Here is a 15,280-nt window from a genome sequence, read left to right as displayed (position 1 = left end):
AAGAGGCGGGTGAAACGGGTGAGCACCTCTGTGCGGCTACTCGTACGTAGGGACACAGGAGAACCCATCCGGCCGCCGTTCACGGCCGGGGACAGGAGCCCCCACGTGTCACGCAAGAAGACCCTCAGCGGCAAGAAGAAGATCGTCCTCATGGTCGGCGCCGCGGCGCTCGTCGGCGGCGGCGCCTTCGCCATGACCGGCACCAGCAACGCGTCCAAGGCGTCCAGCGCCTGCGACGGCCTGACGCAGGCGATCAAGAACAACGAGAACTTCATCGCAGGGCAGCGGGCCAATCCTGACGCCCAGTCGGAGGCGCGGATCGCCAACCGCGAGGCGGTCATCGCGCAGATCAAAGTCCAGCAGAAGGCCGCCGGGTGTGAGGGCGGCGCGGGCGGCGACCAGGCAGCCCCGCCGGCCGAGCAGCCCCCGGCCGAGCAGCCGCCCGCCGCGGAGCAGCCTCCCGCGGGCGGCGAGGCCGGCGGCGCCGGCGAGGTCGTCTGCGCCGGCTCGACCGTGACGCTGTCCGGCGAGGGCGGCGCCCCCGCGGCCTCCAGCGGCGAGTTCCCCATCGGCACCACCCTCAAGGTGACCAACCTCGACAACAACAAGTCCACCACCGTCAAGGTCACCTCGACGTCCGGAAGCTGCGCCCTGCTCAACAACGCGGCCTTCGAGCAGGTCCGCGAGCCCGGCAAGAACCTCATCCGCAAGGCCAAGATCGAGAAGCTCGGCGGCGCGGCCCAGGGCGGGAACGAGGCGGGCGACCAGGCGGGCGGCGACGCGACCGGCGACCAGAACCAGGGCGCAGATCAGGGCGCCGACCAGGCCGGGAACCAGAACGGCGGCGGCCAGGCGGCCGGCGAGGTCGTCTGCGCCGGCTCGACCGTGACCCTGTCCGGCGAAGGCGGTGCCCCCGCAGCGTCCAGCGGCGAGTTCCCCATCGGCACCACCCTCAAGGTGACCAACCTCGACAACAACAAGTCCACCACCGTCAAGGTCGCCTCCACGTCCGGAAGCTGCGCCCTGCTCAACAACGCCGCCTTCGAGCAGGTCCGCGAGCCCGGCAAGTTCCTGATCCGCAAGGCCCGGATCGAGAAGATCGGCTGACCCCGAACGGACTCGGGACGGCGCCGTCCCGCCCGCACCGGACCGTTCGGCCGCAGGGAATCCTCCCTCCTGCGGAGCCGAGCCGGATGTCCGGCGGCGAGCACGGCGCCGTCCTGGCCTTGGGCTCCCCGGCCGGCCCCGCCCGCACGACGAGGCGCTGGCTACACCCCTGGGAGCCCGAGGCCGCGCTCGGCCTCCGCGAGGATCTCGGTGAGCCGCAGCCCGAACCGTATGTCGCAGTCGTGCGCCCGCCCGGTGCGCGCCGCCTCCAGCAGCGCGTCGACCGCCGCCTCGAACGAGCGGACCGGTTCGCCCCACGACGGCAGCGCCGCCGTCCCGCTCTCCCCGCTGAACTCGACGCTCACGCCAGCCGCCTCGACCGGCGCGCTCAGGCTGAGCGTCGCCGTGCTGGAGGCCCCCGACGCGTGCCGCAGCACCAGGTGCACGGTGTCGGACGGGCCGCGGGCGGCGGTCGCCTCCGTCGCGTCGCCGAGGACCGGGAGCAGCACGGACAGCACGTGCGGGCCCACGTCCCACAGCCCGCCCTTCTCGCGCCGCCACGGCGACCGCGCGTACGGGCTGTCCTGGCCGGGCGCGTAGAGCGAGCCGAGCCACCGCGCGTGGGCGGTGTACCAGCCGCCCGCCGCCGTCTGCTCCGCGATCCAGGGCGCGGTGCCCGCGGCGAAGCGCAGCGTGCAGAAGACCACCGAGGCGACGCCCGCGCGCCGCACCGCGTCCGCCGCCTCCTCGGCGGCGGCCGCCGTCGTGGCCACCGGCTTGTCCAGCAGCACATGGCAGCCGGCCGCGGCGGCCCTGACGACGAGCGGCGCCTGCACGTCCGGCGGCAGGGCGAAGGCGACCGCGTCGCAGGAGGCGAGGAGCGCGTCGACGCCGTCGTCGCCGGAGTACGCCCGCACGCCGTGCGCCTCGGCGAGGGCGGCGGACGCCTCGGGCCGTCTGGCCCACACCCCGGCGAACTGGACGCCGGGGTGCGCGGCGAGCGCGGGGGCCTGGGTGCGCTGCGCCCAGGGGCCCGCGCCGAGGAGTCCGATGCGCGGCTGCTTCGCGGTCTCAGTCATGCCGCCCAGTGTGCCCGCCGCCGGAAAATCCAGGAGAGGCGCGAAGGGATGCGGTGCTACGTTCTCAGGGCCGGTCGCGGGACTCCGGCGCGACTTCCGGGACTTGCCTGTACAGCAGTGATTTCGCTGATCGCGCCCTCATTCCCCGGCCGGCTCCAGCGTTCTCACGGGGGAGACGATGACGGAGCCTGGTGCGCGTACGGAGTCCTACGCCGACCTGATCGCGTCCGAGGACGTGCTGCTGTTCGTGAACGCCGCCGTGACGGCGACCGGGCAGCGCGAGTTCCACTCGCAGGCGGACGAGCAGCGGCTCTCGCTGTCCTTCCTCCACGAGTACGTATGCGTCAACTACCGCTCGGTGTACGCGTCCGCGCTCGCCCTCGACGTCAACGACCACAACGCGGCCCTGATCGTCGAGCAGCTGCTGCGCACCGCGGACGAGGCGAGCGCCGAGCAGAAGCGCGTCGAGGGCCGGCTGATCGCGGCCCGGCTGGCCGCGCTGCCGCCGCAGCGCGTGTACCGGCTGTTCCGCGCCCTGCGCGCCGCCAAGGTCAACAACCGCCGCACCCGCGCGATCGTGCGCGACTGGCTGGCGTCCAGGCCCGATCTCGCCCTGGACGCGGTGAAGTACCGCGGCGGGCTCAAGACGGCGGCCCGGCACGCCCATCTCGTGCTCCCCGGGGGCGAGACGGGCGACTTCCTCTTCGCGCCGGGCCGGCGCGTCCGCTACGAGCACGGCTTCCTCGACGCGCACCGCCGCGCCCACTACGAGCAGGGCGCGGTCTACGAGCTGCCGTTCACCGTCGCCGAGGGCTTCGCGGCCCGGCACGGCATCGCGCGCGAGGTGTTCCTGGAGCGGATCGCGCCGCGCATGACCCGGCTGGAGCGGCTGCGCACCCAGCGCGCCGGGACGGCGGCCGAGCTGGGCTCCATGCCGCTCACCCGGCTCGCGCTGTACGTCCTGTCGCTCGGCTTCGAGGAGCGGGTGCGGCGGCGCGCCGAGCTGACCGGCGCGCTGCGCGCGGCGGCGCTGCGGGCGGCGGGGCCCTATGCCGGGGCGTGGGGGCGGGTCGCGGCGGTGCTGGACGACAGCTACTCGTCGTACGGCTCGGGGGTCAAGCGCCGCCGTCCGCTCGCGGTCGCCCTCGGCTGCCACTTCCTGCTGGAGGCGCTGGCCGGCTCGTACCGTGCGCACTGGACCTCGGGGGCGGGCGACCCGCTGCTGGTGCGCCCGTGGGGTGCGACGCCGCTGGGCGGCCGGATCCTGGACGCTCTGGAGGGCGCCCCCGACCGGCTGGTGATCGTCTCGGACGGCTGGGACAACGCTCCTCCGGGGCTGGCCGGCGAGGTGCTGCGGGTCTGGCGCACCCGGCTCGACCCGGGCCGGAGCACGAGTGTCGTCCATGTGAACCCCGTATACGACGCGGACGGCTTCGACGTGCGCCGCCTCGCGCCGAGCGTGCCGACCGCCGGGATCCGCGACGCGGAGGACCTGGCGGCGCTGGTGGAGATCGCGCAGTTCGCGGAGGGGCGCACGGGGCTCGTGGAGCTCCAGGCGTATCTGGACCGTCGCGTCGCGTCGTACGTGAGGGAGGTTCCGGCATGACCCGCATCGATCTGACGGGGCTCGAGACCCGTCCCGCCCAGGTGTGGGGCGGCATCCGGCTCGTTCCGCTGGTGCGCGAGCGGCCGGTCGAGGGGCTGCGGCTGCGCCACGAGGTCTACGGCGCCGAGTACGGCTCGGTGGACGTCGGCGACGGGACCCGCTACACGTCCTACGTGCCGCACGGCTTCGTCGCGGACTGGTCGGGCGACGGCGGGCAGAGCGCGACGTACGGCACGCAGCTCGGCGGGGGCGCCGCGTGCTGCATGCCGGTCCGCCGCCACCACCGGATGGCCAAGCGCCGGCACGCCGAGAACCGGCTCCGGTTCCTGCCGCTGCACCTCGCGCTGGAGGGGTATCTGGCGCTGCACTTCGGCGGCCCGTCCATGGTCTGGGAGGAGTGGTCCCAGCAGGCGCTGCGCGAGGGGCTCTCGCCGCGCGCCGAGGACGCGTACGCGGGGTGGGAGGTGCGGGGGCTGGCGGAGGCGCTGCGGGCCTTCGAGATCCATCCGGGCCAGTGCGGGGTGATGGTGTACGCCTCCGACGCGCTGGCCGCGGCCTTCGTCGTCCCGCACCCCGACGACTACCGCGCGCTGCATCCGTCGCTCGTCCAGGATCTGTACGGGGAGCTGGTCCACCAGTACGGCTGGTTCGGGGCGCCGGTCCCCGAGTTCGGCGCGCGCGTGCGGGACGCGTACGTGGACTCGCTGGCGGATCTGCGGGCGGCGGCGCGGGCTCAGGAGACCGCCTGGGCCGCGTCGCACGGCTCGCTGATGGCGCGGGACCTGCTGGAGACTCCGTACGCCTTCGAGCGGGTGTACCGCATGGACTCCTTCGCGCTGTACCGCTTCCTTCCGCCGTTCCAGCGCGGCGGGCGGGAGCAGCACATCGGCGAGCTGATCACGGACCACAAGGGGCGGGCGGCCTATCTCAAGACGTTCCGGCTCTCCGAGAACCAGATCCGGCGCGGTCATCTGCTGCGCCGGCTCGCGGACTGCGACTGGCATCTGGAGCGCACAGCAAAAGCGATGGGCACCGGCTACCGCGAGCTGGTGCGGCGTATCGAGGCCGCCGGATTCGAGTCCCTGCTGAACGCGCACGTCGTCGCACGCCGCGCGGCCGCTCTGCGGGAACCTTAGGTAACACGGGGTTCACAATCGGGCAACCGCCGGGAAATCGCGCCTTGACAAGCTGCGCGGCATACCGCTGCACCCGCAAAGGATGAGGCCCCGTGACCTTCAAGGCTGAGTACATCTGGATCGACGGCACCGAGCCGACCGCCAAGCTACGCTCGAAGACGAAGATACTGACGGGCTCCGCCGCCGGCGTCGCTGAGCTGCCCATCTGGGGCTTCGACGGGTCCAGCACCAACCAGGCGAAGGGCCACGCATCCGACCGCGTCCTCAAGCCGGTCTTCGCCTGCCCGGACCCGATCCGCGGCGGCGACGACGTGCTGGTGCTGTGCGAGGTCCTCAACACGGACATGACGCCGCACTCGTCCAACACGCGCGCCGCGCTGGCCGAGGTCGTCGAGACGTTCGGCTCGCAGGAGCCGATCTTCGGCATCGAGCAGGAGTACACGTTCTTCAAGGGCGCCCGTCCGCTGGGCTTCCCCGAGGGCGGCTTCCCGGCCGCGCAGGGCGGCTACTACTGCGGCGTCGGCTCGGACGAGATCTTCGGCCGCGACGTCGTCGAGGCGCACCTGGAGAACTGCCTCGCCGCAGGCCTGGGCATCTCCGGCATCAACGCCGAGGTCATGCCGGGCCAGTGGGAGTTCCAGGTCGGCCCGCTGGCCCCGCTGGAGGTCGCCGACCAGCTGTGGATCGCCCGCTGGCTGCTCTACCGCACGGCCGAGGACTTCGAGGTCTCCGCGACCCTGGACCCCAAGCCGGTCAAGGGCGACTGGAACGGCGCCGGCGCGCACACCAACTTCTCGACCAAGGCCATGCGCGAGCGCTACGACGCCATCATCACCGCCTGCGAGTCGCTCGGCGAGGGCTCCAAGCCGCTCGACCACGTCAAGAACTACGGCGCGGGCATCGACGACCGCCTCACCGGCCTGCACGAGACCGCCCCGTGGAACGAGTACAGCTACGGCGTCTCCGACCGCGGCGCGTCCGTCCGCATCCCGTGGCAGGTCGAGCAGGACGGCAAGGGCTACATCGAGGACCGCCGTCCCAACGCCAACGTCGACCCGTACGTCGTGACCCGCCTCATCGTCGACACCTGCTGCGCCGCTCTGGAGAAGGCCGGCCAGGTCTGATCCGCCGCCCATGGGCACGCCTTTGCGAGGACGTCCGCCGGTCAGACCGGCGGACGTCCTCGCGCGCTGCGCCGCAGGGAGCATGCTCGCGCGCCGAACGCGCCGATCTCGCCAATCGGCCGTCAGGTCCGTATCAACGGGCGGAAGCCCACTGCTGCCGCAGCATGACATCTGCTTCAATAGGGACATGGCCAGCCTCCAGCACCTCGCGACAGGTCGCAGCGACCTCGAGCCGTTCTGGCCGTCCCGACAGCACCACGACTTCGACCGGGTGTGTTGCCGCGCGATGAACGCGCCGGCCCTCTAAAGCCGCTCACCCCGGTCTTCGGCCAGCGCGCACGACGTACGTCCGTCCTACCGACACGACGACTTCCTCCGCGCGAAAGAGCTGACCTCTCATGGCGAACACCCGTACCTTCTCCGCCGTCTCCGCTGCGACCGCTTCCGTTCAGGCCCCCTCGGGCCGTCACCGACTCCGTGCCGTCGACCGGGACGAGGTCGTCCACGTAGCGGACTTCCTGCCGCCGGGCGCGACCTGGCTGCCCGCGCCGCAGCACACCCTGCCCACCCTGCCGGGCCAGCCGCCGATGATCGGCTACCTGGTGCTCGTACCGGCCGACCAGCAGCCGCCCGTCGCGTTCGTGCCACAGGCCGCGCAGGCACCGCAGACCGCACAGACCGCGCAGACCGTCGATGCCGGCGGCGTCGGCGCCGACGACGCGGCGGACGCGGCCGAGCGCCTGGGGCCGGTGGCCATCGACGGGGCCCAGCGCACCGCCGAGGTCGACGGGCAGGTGCTGGACCTCACCTACCTCGAGTTCGAGCTGCTGGCGCATCTGGTGGCGCATCCGAACCGGGTGCACACCCGCGACCAGCTGGTGACCACCGTGTGGGGCTACGGGCACGTCGGCGACGGCCGGACGGTCGACGTCCATGTGGCCCGGCTGCGCCGCAAGCTGGGCGCCGAGCACCGCCACACGATCCAGACCGTGCGGCGGGTCGGCTACAAGTACACGCCGTGACCGCGCCCTGCGGCTGTACGCACAGGAGCCCTGCCCGACCTGTCGACGGCAGACAGGGCGGGCAGGGCTCCTTCGTCGTTAGCCAGAGCCAGTCCTTCGGGGCGCACATGCTGTCATCGCTCTCCTGAGAGCAGAAAAACTGTCCCCGCGATCGGTTCGGCAGGCAGAGTCGGGACGCATGAGAATCCTGATTCTGGGCGGCACGGAGTTCGTGGGCCGCGCTCTGGCGGCGGCGGCGCTCGAACGAGACTGGCCGGTCACGGTCTTCCACCGCGGACGGCACCCGGCGCCGGCCGGCGTCGCCGAGCTGCTCGGCGACCGCACGGAGCCGGACGGGCTGGCGGCGCTCGCCGAAGGCGAGTGGGACGTCGTGGTCGACACCTGGTCGGCGGCGCCGTCGGCGGTACGGGACGCGGCCGAGCTGCTCGCCGGCCGTGTGGGCCGCTATGTCTACGTCTCCAGCCGCTCTGTGTACGCCTGGCCCCCGGCGGCCGGACAGGCCGAGGACGGCCCGCTGGTCGAGGGCGCGTCGCCGGACGCGGACGGCTCGGGCGGCCCGGACTACCCGCGGGACAAGCGGGGCGGGGAGCTGGCCGCGATCAGGGCGTTCGGCGAGGAGCAGACGCTGCTGGTGCGCGCGGGCCTGATCATCGGGCCGTGGGAGAACATCGGCCGGCTGCCCTGGTGGCTGAACCGCATGGCCCGCGGCGGCCCCGTCCTCGCCCCGGAGCCGCGCGAGCTGCCGCTCCAGTACATCGACGCGCGCGACCTCGCCGAATGGACCCTGGACGCCGCCGAGGCGGGGCTCTCGGGGCCGTACAACCTGGTCAGCCCGCCCGGCCACACGACGACGGCGGAGCTGCTCACCGCCTGCCTCCAGACCGCGGGCACGGACGCCGAACTGCGCTGGACCCCCGCGCAGTCCATCGTCGACGCGGGCATCGAGCCCTGGTCGGACCTGCCGATCTGGGTCCCGCCGGGCGAGATGTACGACGCGATGCACACGGCGGACGTCTCGAAGGCGGTGGCGGCGGGGCTGCGCTGCCGGCCGGTGGGCGAGACGGTCGCCGACACCTGGGCGTGGCTGCGGGAGGCGGGGGCGGCGCCGGTGCGGGAGGACCGGGGGACGGCGGGGCTGGATCCGGACCTGGAACGCAAGGTCCTCTCCTGAACGCGGGGCGCTGCCCCGGACCGAGGTCCGGGGCAGCGCCCTCAGCCGGCCGCACCCTCAGCCGCGCGCCGCCACCGGTCGCGGCGCCGCGTGGGCCGCGGGCTCCTCCTCGTCGCCGTGCTCCAGCACCGGCAGCCACCGCAGGCCCCTCGGCGTACGCCAGTTGCGCTCGCCCAGCAGCGCCATCACCGACGGCAGCAGCACCATCCGCACGATCGTCGCGTCCAGCAGCACCGCCACCGCCAGGCCCACGCCCATCTGCTTCATGTCCTGCATGGACAGCGTCCCGAAGACCGCGAAGACCGCGACCATGATCGCCGCCGCGCCCGTCACCGCGCCGGCCGTGCGGCGGATGCCCTCGCGGATCGCGTCCCGTGTCGCAAGGCCCCGGTCGCGCGCCTCGCGGATCCGGGAGACCACGAACACGTGGTAGTCCATCGACAGGCCGAAGAGCACCACCAGGACGAACAGCGGCATCCAGCCCTCGATCGCGCCGACCGCCTCCGTGCCCAGCGCGGACGCGCCCCAGCCGTGCTGGAAGACCGCGACCATCACGCCGTACGCGGCCGCCACCGAGAGCAGGTTGAGCAGGATCGAGGTGATCGCGATGACGTAGCTGCGGAAGCAGACCAGCATCAGCAGGAAGGTCACCGCCGTGATGAACGCGAAGACCGGCACGATCCCGCGCTTGAGCTGGTCGTTGAAGTCGACCGACTCGGCCAGCTCGCCGCCGACGTAGACCGTGGCGCCGGTGCCGTCGAAGGCCGCGGGCAGCCGCTTGTCGCGCAGGTCCGCCAGCGCGTCCTTGGAGCGGTCGTCGCTGCCGTTGCCGGCCAGCGGGACCTCGATCTCGGCGACGTTCCGCGCCTTGTGGACGGTGACCTTCGCCGGCTCGCCGAACGTCGCCAGCGCGTCCCGTACCGGCTGCGCGGCGATGTCGTCGGCCTTGACGACGACCCGCGCCGGCTCGGGACCGCCCGGGAACGCCTCCGTGATCCTCTTGAAGGCGACCGTCAGCGAGGCGTCGGCGCCGAACTGCTTCTCCATCCCCAGCTGTTCGGTCTTCATCCCGACGGCGGGGGCGGCGAGCGCCAGCAGCACCGCGACCGCGCCGACCGCGAACAGCTTCGGCGCCGCCAGCACGGGCCTGAGCACCGCGCCCGCCACCTTGCCGCTCTCGTGGGCGCCCTTCTTGCCGCGCCGGTTCAGGAACGGGATCCGGCCCGCGTCGATCCGGTCCCCCAGCCACGCCAGCAGCGCGGGCAGCACCGTCACCGAGCCGAGCATCGCGATGAAGACGACCAGGATCGTGGCGAGCGCGAAGCCCTCGAAGAGCATCAGCCCGGACAGGAACATCCCGGCCATCGCGAGCATCACCGTCACGCCGGAGACCAGGACGGCCCGGCCGCTCGTCGCCGCCGCGATCCGCAGCGCGGTCTCGGCGTCGCGCCCGGCGGCCCGCTCGTCGCGCTCGCGCCGCAGGTAGAACAGGCAGTAGTCGACGCCGACGGCGAGCCCCATCAGGAACATCACCGAGTAGGTGGTCTGGAAGAGGTGCAGCTGGTGGCTGGCGAGCGAGAGCAGACCGAAGGCGGCCATGCACGCGGTCAGCGCGAGACCTACCGGCAGGAGCGCCGCGACGATCGCGCCGAAGGCGACCAGCAGGATGCCCAGCGCCAGGGGCACCGCGGTGAACTCGGCCTTCTTGAAGTCCTTCGACAGCAGGTCGCCGAGCCACTTCTCGGAGCTGGCCTGCCCGAACTGGTGGATCTCGACGCCCGGTTGGGCCTCGCCGGTCTCCTTCACCGCGTCCAGCACGGGCTGCACCCGGTCCGCCGCGGTCTTCGAGTCGCCCTTGATCTGGAAGCGGATCAGCGCGTCCTTGCCGTCCTTGGAGGGCAGGGGCGGCGCGATCTGCTGGGTCCGGCCGGTCTTCTCCAGCGCGACGGTCAGCTCGCGCGCCGCGGTCTTCCAGCCGCCCGCCGTCTGACTGCCGACCAGGACGACCTCGCCGGCCGGCTGGTCCAGGCCCGCGTCGTCGAGGATCTGCACGGCCCGCGCGGAGTCGCCCGTGCCCTGCTCGGACTCGGACATCTCCACCATGCCCGTGGCCCCGCCGACGGCCGTCGCGAGGACGACGAAGAGCAGCCAGCCGATGATCGCCGTCTTGCGGTGGTGTGCGCTCCACACACCGATACGTGCCGCGAGGTTTCGCCTCATGGCGGTTCGCCCCCAGAGTCCGTCGAGTAACGCGCCGAATAAGTCGAGTACGACGCTAGAAACCCGCGGGCGTCCGCCCCAGCCGTCAAGGCCCCCTTCCCGGGAGGCATAAGGCCACTTCACCGGGGTGTTGCTAGGTACACCCCCACTCGGTGTCGGGGCCCCGTGCCAGCCGCCCCCCGCTCCGGCCACACTTATGCCTGAGACCGCGACAACGAGGGGAACCCACCATGATGGCGACGAAGGCACGCGAAGCGGTGACAGCGGGCGTACGGGGATTCGCGCTGACGCTGATGGCGCTGATCGGCTCGGTCACGGTCTTCACCGTGACCCTGGTCTCCATCGCCCTGATCCCCATCGGGATAGGCGTGTTCACCACGCCGCTGATGGTGAGCGTGCTGCGGGCCCACGCCAACCAGCGGCGGCTGCTGGCGGCCCAGTGGTCCTCGGTGCGGATCCCGTTGCAGTACCGCCGGCTGCCCCGCTCGGTGCGCGGCGGCGTCATCGGCCAGGTGGAGCGCTGCACCTTCCTGCTGAAGGACCCGGCGACCTGGCGGGACATGCAGTGGCTGCTCGCGGACATGACGGCCGGCGCGGTCACCGCGCTGCTCGCGCCGGCGCTGATCCTCGAGGGCGTCTTCGGCCTGGTGCTCCTCGCGGGGCTGTGGAAGCCGATCGTGGAGGCGCAGGGCACGTACTGGTACACCTTCGTCCCGGTCGACAGCGGGACGACGGCGGCCTTCGCCGCGGCTCTGGGCCTGGTGTGGCTGACCGTGGCCCTGGCGGCCAACCCGCTGCTGATCCGCACCCACTTCAAGCTCTCCCGCGCCGTGCTCGCCGCGAGCCGCGAGGTCGAGCTGGAGCAGCGCATCGACCGCCTCACCGAGACCCGGCACGACGCGCTGGACACCTCCGCCGCCGAGCTGCGCCGCATCGAGCGCGATCTGCACGACGGCGCGCAGGCCCGGCTGGTGGCCATGGGGATGAACCTGAGCACGATCGAGGCGCTCATCGAGAAGGACCCGGCCCAGGCCAAGGCGCTGATCTCCAAGGCCCGCGAGTCCTCGGCCGAGGCGCTGACCGAGCTGCGCGACCTGGTCCGCGGCATCCACCCGCCGGTGCTGGCCGAACGCGGCCTGGGCGACGCGGTGAAGGCGCTGGCGCTGCGGCTGCCGGTGAAGACCGAGGTCGACGTGGAGCTGTCGGGCCGCCCGGACGCGCCGGTGGAGTCCGCGGTGTACTTCGCGGTCAGCGAGTCGCTGACGAACGCGGTGAAGCACTCGGGCGCGGACCGGCTCTGGGTCGACATGTCGTACTCGGACGGCTCGATCCGCGTCTCGGTCACCGACAACGGCAAGGGCGGCGCCGCGATCGGCGCCGGGTCCGGTCTGAGCGGAATCGAACGCCGACTGGGTACATTCGACGGCGTCCTGGCCGTCAGCAGTCCCGCGGGCGGTCCCACCATGGTGACCATGGAGATCCCTTGCGAGTTGTCCTAGCCGAAGACCTGTTCCTGCTGCGGGACGGCCTGGTCCGCATGCTCGAGGCGTTCGGCTTCGAGATCCTGGCGGCCGTGGAGACCGGGCCCGAACTGACCAGAGCGCTCGCGGAGCTGGAGCCGGACGTCGCCGTCGTCGACGTCCGGCTTCCGCCGTCCCACACGGACGAGGGCCTGCAGTGCGCGCTGGCGGCGCGGCGGGCCAGACCGGGGCTGCCGGTGCTGGTGCTCTCGCAGCATGTGGAGCAGCTGTACGCGCGCGAGCTGCTGGCCGACGGAAACGGCGGGGTCGGCTATCTGCTCAAGGACCGGGTCTTCGACGCGGAGCAGTTCGTGGACGCGGTGCGCCGGGTGGCGGCCGGCGGCACGGCGATGGATCCGCAGGTGATCTCGCAGCTGCTCTCGCGCCGCGCCCAGGACAAGCCGATGGGCGGACTGACCCCGCGTGAGCTGGAGGTCATGGAGCTGATGGCGGAGGGCCGCTCCAACGCGGCGATCGCCTCGCAACTGGTGGTCACGGAGCGGGCGGTGGCCAAGCACACCTCGAACATCTTCGCCAAGCTGGACCTGCCGGTGTCGGACGACGACAACCGCAGGGTGCTGGCCGTGCTGGCGTATCTCGACCGGGGCTGAGAGACGGGCTGTGGCCTGGGGGGCCGCCTCGGCGGACCCCCAGGACTCGCTCGCCGGCGGGGAGGCGGGCCGGCTCGCTCGCGCGGCGGCGGCGGTGCGCCGAGGTCGCCGGGCGGCTCGACGGGCGGCTCAAGACGTACGCGACGTCGTGTGCGGTCGTCGTGGGCGGTCGTCGTGTGCGCGTCGAAGGACCCGCCGGGGACGGCGTGTTCACCCTCGTGGACCTGCGGCTGCGCCTCGGGAGCGGCGAGCGGGCCGGCTCACCTCTCGTACTCGGTGAGGTCGATCTCGTAGACCCGCAGCGGGAAGCCGTACTCCGGGTGGGCCGTCTCGCGCTCCAGGGTCATGCCCAGCTTGCGGATCACGTTCTCCGATGCCTCGTTGCCGACCCGGCAGATGCTGATCACCCGGTCGAGCCCGCGGTCCTGGAGGGCGAACTCCAAGGTCGCCTGGGCCGCTTCGGAGGCGTACCCCTGGCCCCAGAAGGGGCGGCCGAGCCGCCAGCCGATCTCCACGGCCGGCAGCACCTCGGGGAGGAAGGTGGGGACGGACAGGCCGGTGAAGCCCGCCAGTTCGCCGGAGGCGAGCAGTTCGACGGCGAAGATTCCGAAGCCCTCCTCGTCCCACTCCTCCTCCAGGTGCTCGATGGCGTCCGCCGTCTGCTCGAGGTCGCGGACCGAGCCGTCGTCGATCCACTGCATCACGTCGGGGTCCGCGTTGATCTCGGCCATCGGGACGAGGTCGTCGTCGCTCCAGCGGCGCAGAAGCAGTCTGGGCGTTTGAATTTCGGTCATCCGGACATCCTGCACAAGACGACGGCACTCGCGTTAATCGACTGCCGTCCGGCGGGCCTTGGCGGGGCCCCGCCGAGCCTTCGCCGGGCCCGCGGATCACCGCGTCCGACTTCACCGCAATGAGTCGGTTTACGCATGGAGTTTTCTACGAATTCCCCCGCCGCTTGAACACCCCATGAGCCGCACCCGTATGGGACGGAGCGCTTCTACCTCTGCCGGGGACCCCCCTAACCCACACCCGGCAACGAAGCAGAGGAGTTCCATGGGACGCAACAGAAAACGCTCGACGCTGGCGAACCGGGCGATTGTCGCCTCGGCCGCATTGATCCTGGGCGGGGGTGGGCTGGTCGCGGTCAATACGTATGCATCCGCAGGCGAAGGCTGGTCCTGGTCCGGCCAGCGCGAGCAGACGCAGAGTCAGACGAAGGCCGGCGGACAGTCGGTGTCCACCATCGACTGCCCCGAAGTCGCCAACGGTCTGCCCAATGTGCCTCAGCAGGCGCGTCAGGAGGTCGGCCGCGAACTGGCGACGATGGACAGCCAGATCACCGAGGCCTATCAGCGATTCGCTGATCAGAAACAGCAGATCCAACAGGATCCGGGGCTCGCCCAGAACGCCATTCTCAATCCGTTGAAGAGCAAGCGGACGGCGTCGCTCGAGCGCATCTCGAATGCCATCGGCCGAGCGGGCCAGCAGCCGCAGGGGCTTCAGTCCATGGCTCAGTGCGCTCTGGTCGCCGACGACAGCGCGAACGCCGGCAACGGCCAGGCCCAGGGCCAACAGAACGGTCAAGGAGGCGAACAGGGCAACGGTCAAGGTGACGGCCAGGACAATGGTCAAGGCGACGGCCAGGACAACGGTCAAAACGCTGGTCAGGACGGCGGTCAGGACAACGGTCAGGACAATGGCCAAGGCGACGGCAACGGTGGCCAGGCCGGAAACGGCCCCGTGGCCGCTGACTTCGTCGACATCCAGTCCGTCCAGCCGAATGTTCAAAAGCCCCAGCAGCGCCGCGGCGGTTCCAAGGGCACGTTCAGCACCCAGTGCGGGACGAACCAGAACGGCAAGTTCAACCCGGACAACGTCATCGTGGCCCCGGGTGTGAGCAACGGCGCCCACCATATGCACGACTATGTCGGCAACCAGGCAAACGATGCTTTCGCCAGTGACGACGATCTTGCAAATGGCCAGACCACCTGCCGGAACCAGGGCGACAAGTCGACCTACTACTGGCCCGTCCTGCGACTGCAGAACGGCCAGCAGGAGAACGACGCCAACGCCGACGGCGGCGGCAACGACAAGAACGTCGGCGAGATCCTGACCCCGACCCAGGTCACGCTCAATTTCGTGGGCAACCCGAAGAGCAAGGTCGTCGCGATGCCGCGATTCCTGCGGATCATTACTGGCGACGCCAAGGCGTTCACCAATGGAAATGCGAATGCCAATGCCTCGTGGAGCTGCACCGGATTCGAGAACCGTCAGCTGAAGGACAAGTACCCGATCTGCCCGCAGGGCAGCCAGGTGGTGCGCTCGTTCAAGTTCCAGAGCTGCTGGGACGGACAGAACATCGACAGCGCCAACCACCGCACGCACGTGGCCTTCGCCGACGCGAACGGGAACTGCGGCAACGGCTTCAAGGCCATTCCGCAGCTCGTGCAGCGGATCGTCTACAACGTCCCGCAGGGCAGCGTCTTCGCGGTCGACTCCTTCCCGGAGCAGCTGCACAAGCCGGGCACCGACCACGGCGACTTCATCAACGTCTTCAACGACAACCTCATGCGGAAGGCGGTGGGCTGCATCAACGGCGGACGAAAGTGCACCTGAGCCTTCCCCGTGAAATTGCGCGAGTGACTGGCTGAGAGGCGGAGCGGCCCCCTCCTGAGCGGGGG

General features: G+C 71.5%; 11 protein-coding genes and 2 pseudogenes. 10 read left to right on the top strand and 3 right to left on the bottom strand.

What is annotated here, in order from left to right:
- Window positions 1-105: 105 nt before the first annotated feature.
- Together AB0M39_RS03635 and AB0M39_RS03630 are read left to right on the top strand one after the other, a co-directional pair.
- A pseudogene (locus tag AB0M39_RS03635) lies at window positions 106-732 on the top strand (hypothetical protein); the annotation flags it as partial.
- A 120-nt stretch (window positions 733-852) separates the two neighbouring features.
- A pseudogene (locus tag AB0M39_RS03630) lies at window positions 853-1,107 on the top strand (hypothetical protein); the annotation flags it as partial.
- 161 nt (window positions 1,108-1,268) lie between these two features.
- Here the strand turns inward: AB0M39_RS03630 and AB0M39_RS03625 are convergent.
- A complete protein-coding gene (locus AB0M39_RS03625) occupies window positions 1,269-2,186 on the bottom strand; it encodes a Gfo/Idh/MocA family oxidoreductase (protein ID WP_365359704.1) in 918 nt (305 codons plus the stop codon).
- A gap of 178 nt (window positions 2,187-2,364) precedes the next feature.
- Here AB0M39_RS03625 and AB0M39_RS03620 point away from each other — a divergent pair, with 178 nt between their 5' ends.
- From AB0M39_RS03620 to AB0M39_RS03600, 5 genes are all read left to right on the top strand, one after another.
- A complete protein-coding gene (locus tag AB0M39_RS03620; RefSeq protein WP_365359702.1) occupies window positions 2,365-3,792 on the top strand; it encodes a hypothetical protein in 1,428 nt (475 codons plus the stop codon).
- Window positions 3,789-4,928, top strand: a complete 1,140-nt coding sequence (locus AB0M39_RS03615) for a hypothetical protein (protein ID WP_365359700.1) — start codon at window positions 3,789-3,791, stop codon at window positions 4,926-4,928. Before AB0M39_RS03620 ends, AB0M39_RS03615 begins: the two co-directional genes overlap by 4 nt.
- Before the next feature lie 92 nt (window positions 4,929-5,020).
- Window positions 5,021-6,052, top strand: a complete 1,032-nt coding sequence (gene glnII, locus AB0M39_RS03610; protein WP_365359698.1) for a glutamine synthetase — start codon at window positions 5,021-5,023, stop codon at window positions 6,050-6,052.
- A gap of 398 nt (window positions 6,053-6,450) precedes the next feature.
- A complete protein-coding gene (locus tag AB0M39_RS03605) occupies window positions 6,451-7,074 on the top strand; it encodes a winged helix-turn-helix domain-containing protein (RefSeq protein ID WP_365359696.1) in 624 nt (207 codons plus the stop codon).
- A gap of 178 nt (window positions 7,075-7,252) precedes the next feature.
- Entirely contained in the window at window positions 7,253-8,245 is a 993-nt protein-coding gene (locus AB0M39_RS03600) for an NAD-dependent epimerase/dehydratase family protein (RefSeq protein WP_365359694.1), read from the top strand.
- Window positions 8,246-8,302: 57 nt separating this feature from the next.
- Here AB0M39_RS03600 and AB0M39_RS03595 read toward each other — a convergent pair whose 3' ends face one another.
- On the bottom strand, window positions 8,303-10,465 hold the full coding sequence (locus AB0M39_RS03595; protein WP_365359692.1) for an MMPL family transporter: 2,163 nt from the start codon (window positions 10,463-10,465) through the stop codon (window positions 8,303-8,305).
- Window positions 10,466-10,695: 230 nt separating this feature from the next.
- Between AB0M39_RS03595 and AB0M39_RS03590 the strand changes: the two genes are divergently transcribed.
- Both AB0M39_RS03590 and AB0M39_RS03585 read left to right on the top strand, forming a co-directional pair.
- Complete coding sequence (locus tag AB0M39_RS03590; RefSeq protein WP_365359690.1) at window positions 10,696-11,964, top strand: histidine kinase; 1,269 nt, start codon at window positions 10,696-10,698, stop codon at window positions 11,962-11,964.
- Window positions 11,949-12,596, top strand: coding sequence for a response regulator transcription factor (locus AB0M39_RS03585; protein ID WP_365359688.1), 648 nt, complete (start codon window positions 11,949-11,951; stop codon window positions 12,594-12,596). Before AB0M39_RS03590 ends, AB0M39_RS03585 begins: the two co-directional genes overlap by 16 nt.
- A gap of 260 nt (window positions 12,597-12,856) precedes the next feature.
- Here AB0M39_RS03585 and AB0M39_RS03580 read toward each other — a convergent pair whose 3' ends face one another.
- The gene (locus tag AB0M39_RS03580) at window positions 12,857-13,390 is read right to left on the bottom strand and encodes a GNAT family N-acetyltransferase (RefSeq protein ID WP_365359686.1); all 534 of its coding nucleotides are present in this window, start codon (window positions 13,388-13,390) and stop codon (window positions 12,857-12,859) included.
- A 262-nt stretch (window positions 13,391-13,652) separates the two neighbouring features.
- Between AB0M39_RS03580 and AB0M39_RS03575 the strand changes: the two genes are divergently transcribed.
- Window positions 13,653-15,215: a DUF1996 domain-containing protein gene (locus AB0M39_RS03575; protein ID WP_365359684.1), complete on the top strand. Its 1,563-nt coding sequence runs from the start codon at window positions 13,653-13,655 to the stop codon at window positions 15,213-15,215.
- Window positions 15,216-15,280 lie beyond the last annotated feature (65 nt).

The organism is Streptomyces sp. NPDC051907 (genome assembly GCF_040681075.1).
Lineage (GTDB): Bacteria > Actinomycetota > Actinomycetes > Streptomycetales > Streptomycetaceae > Streptomyces.
Note: the sequence above shows the minus strand (reverse complement) of the source record. Positions and strands in the feature narration are given on the sequence as shown.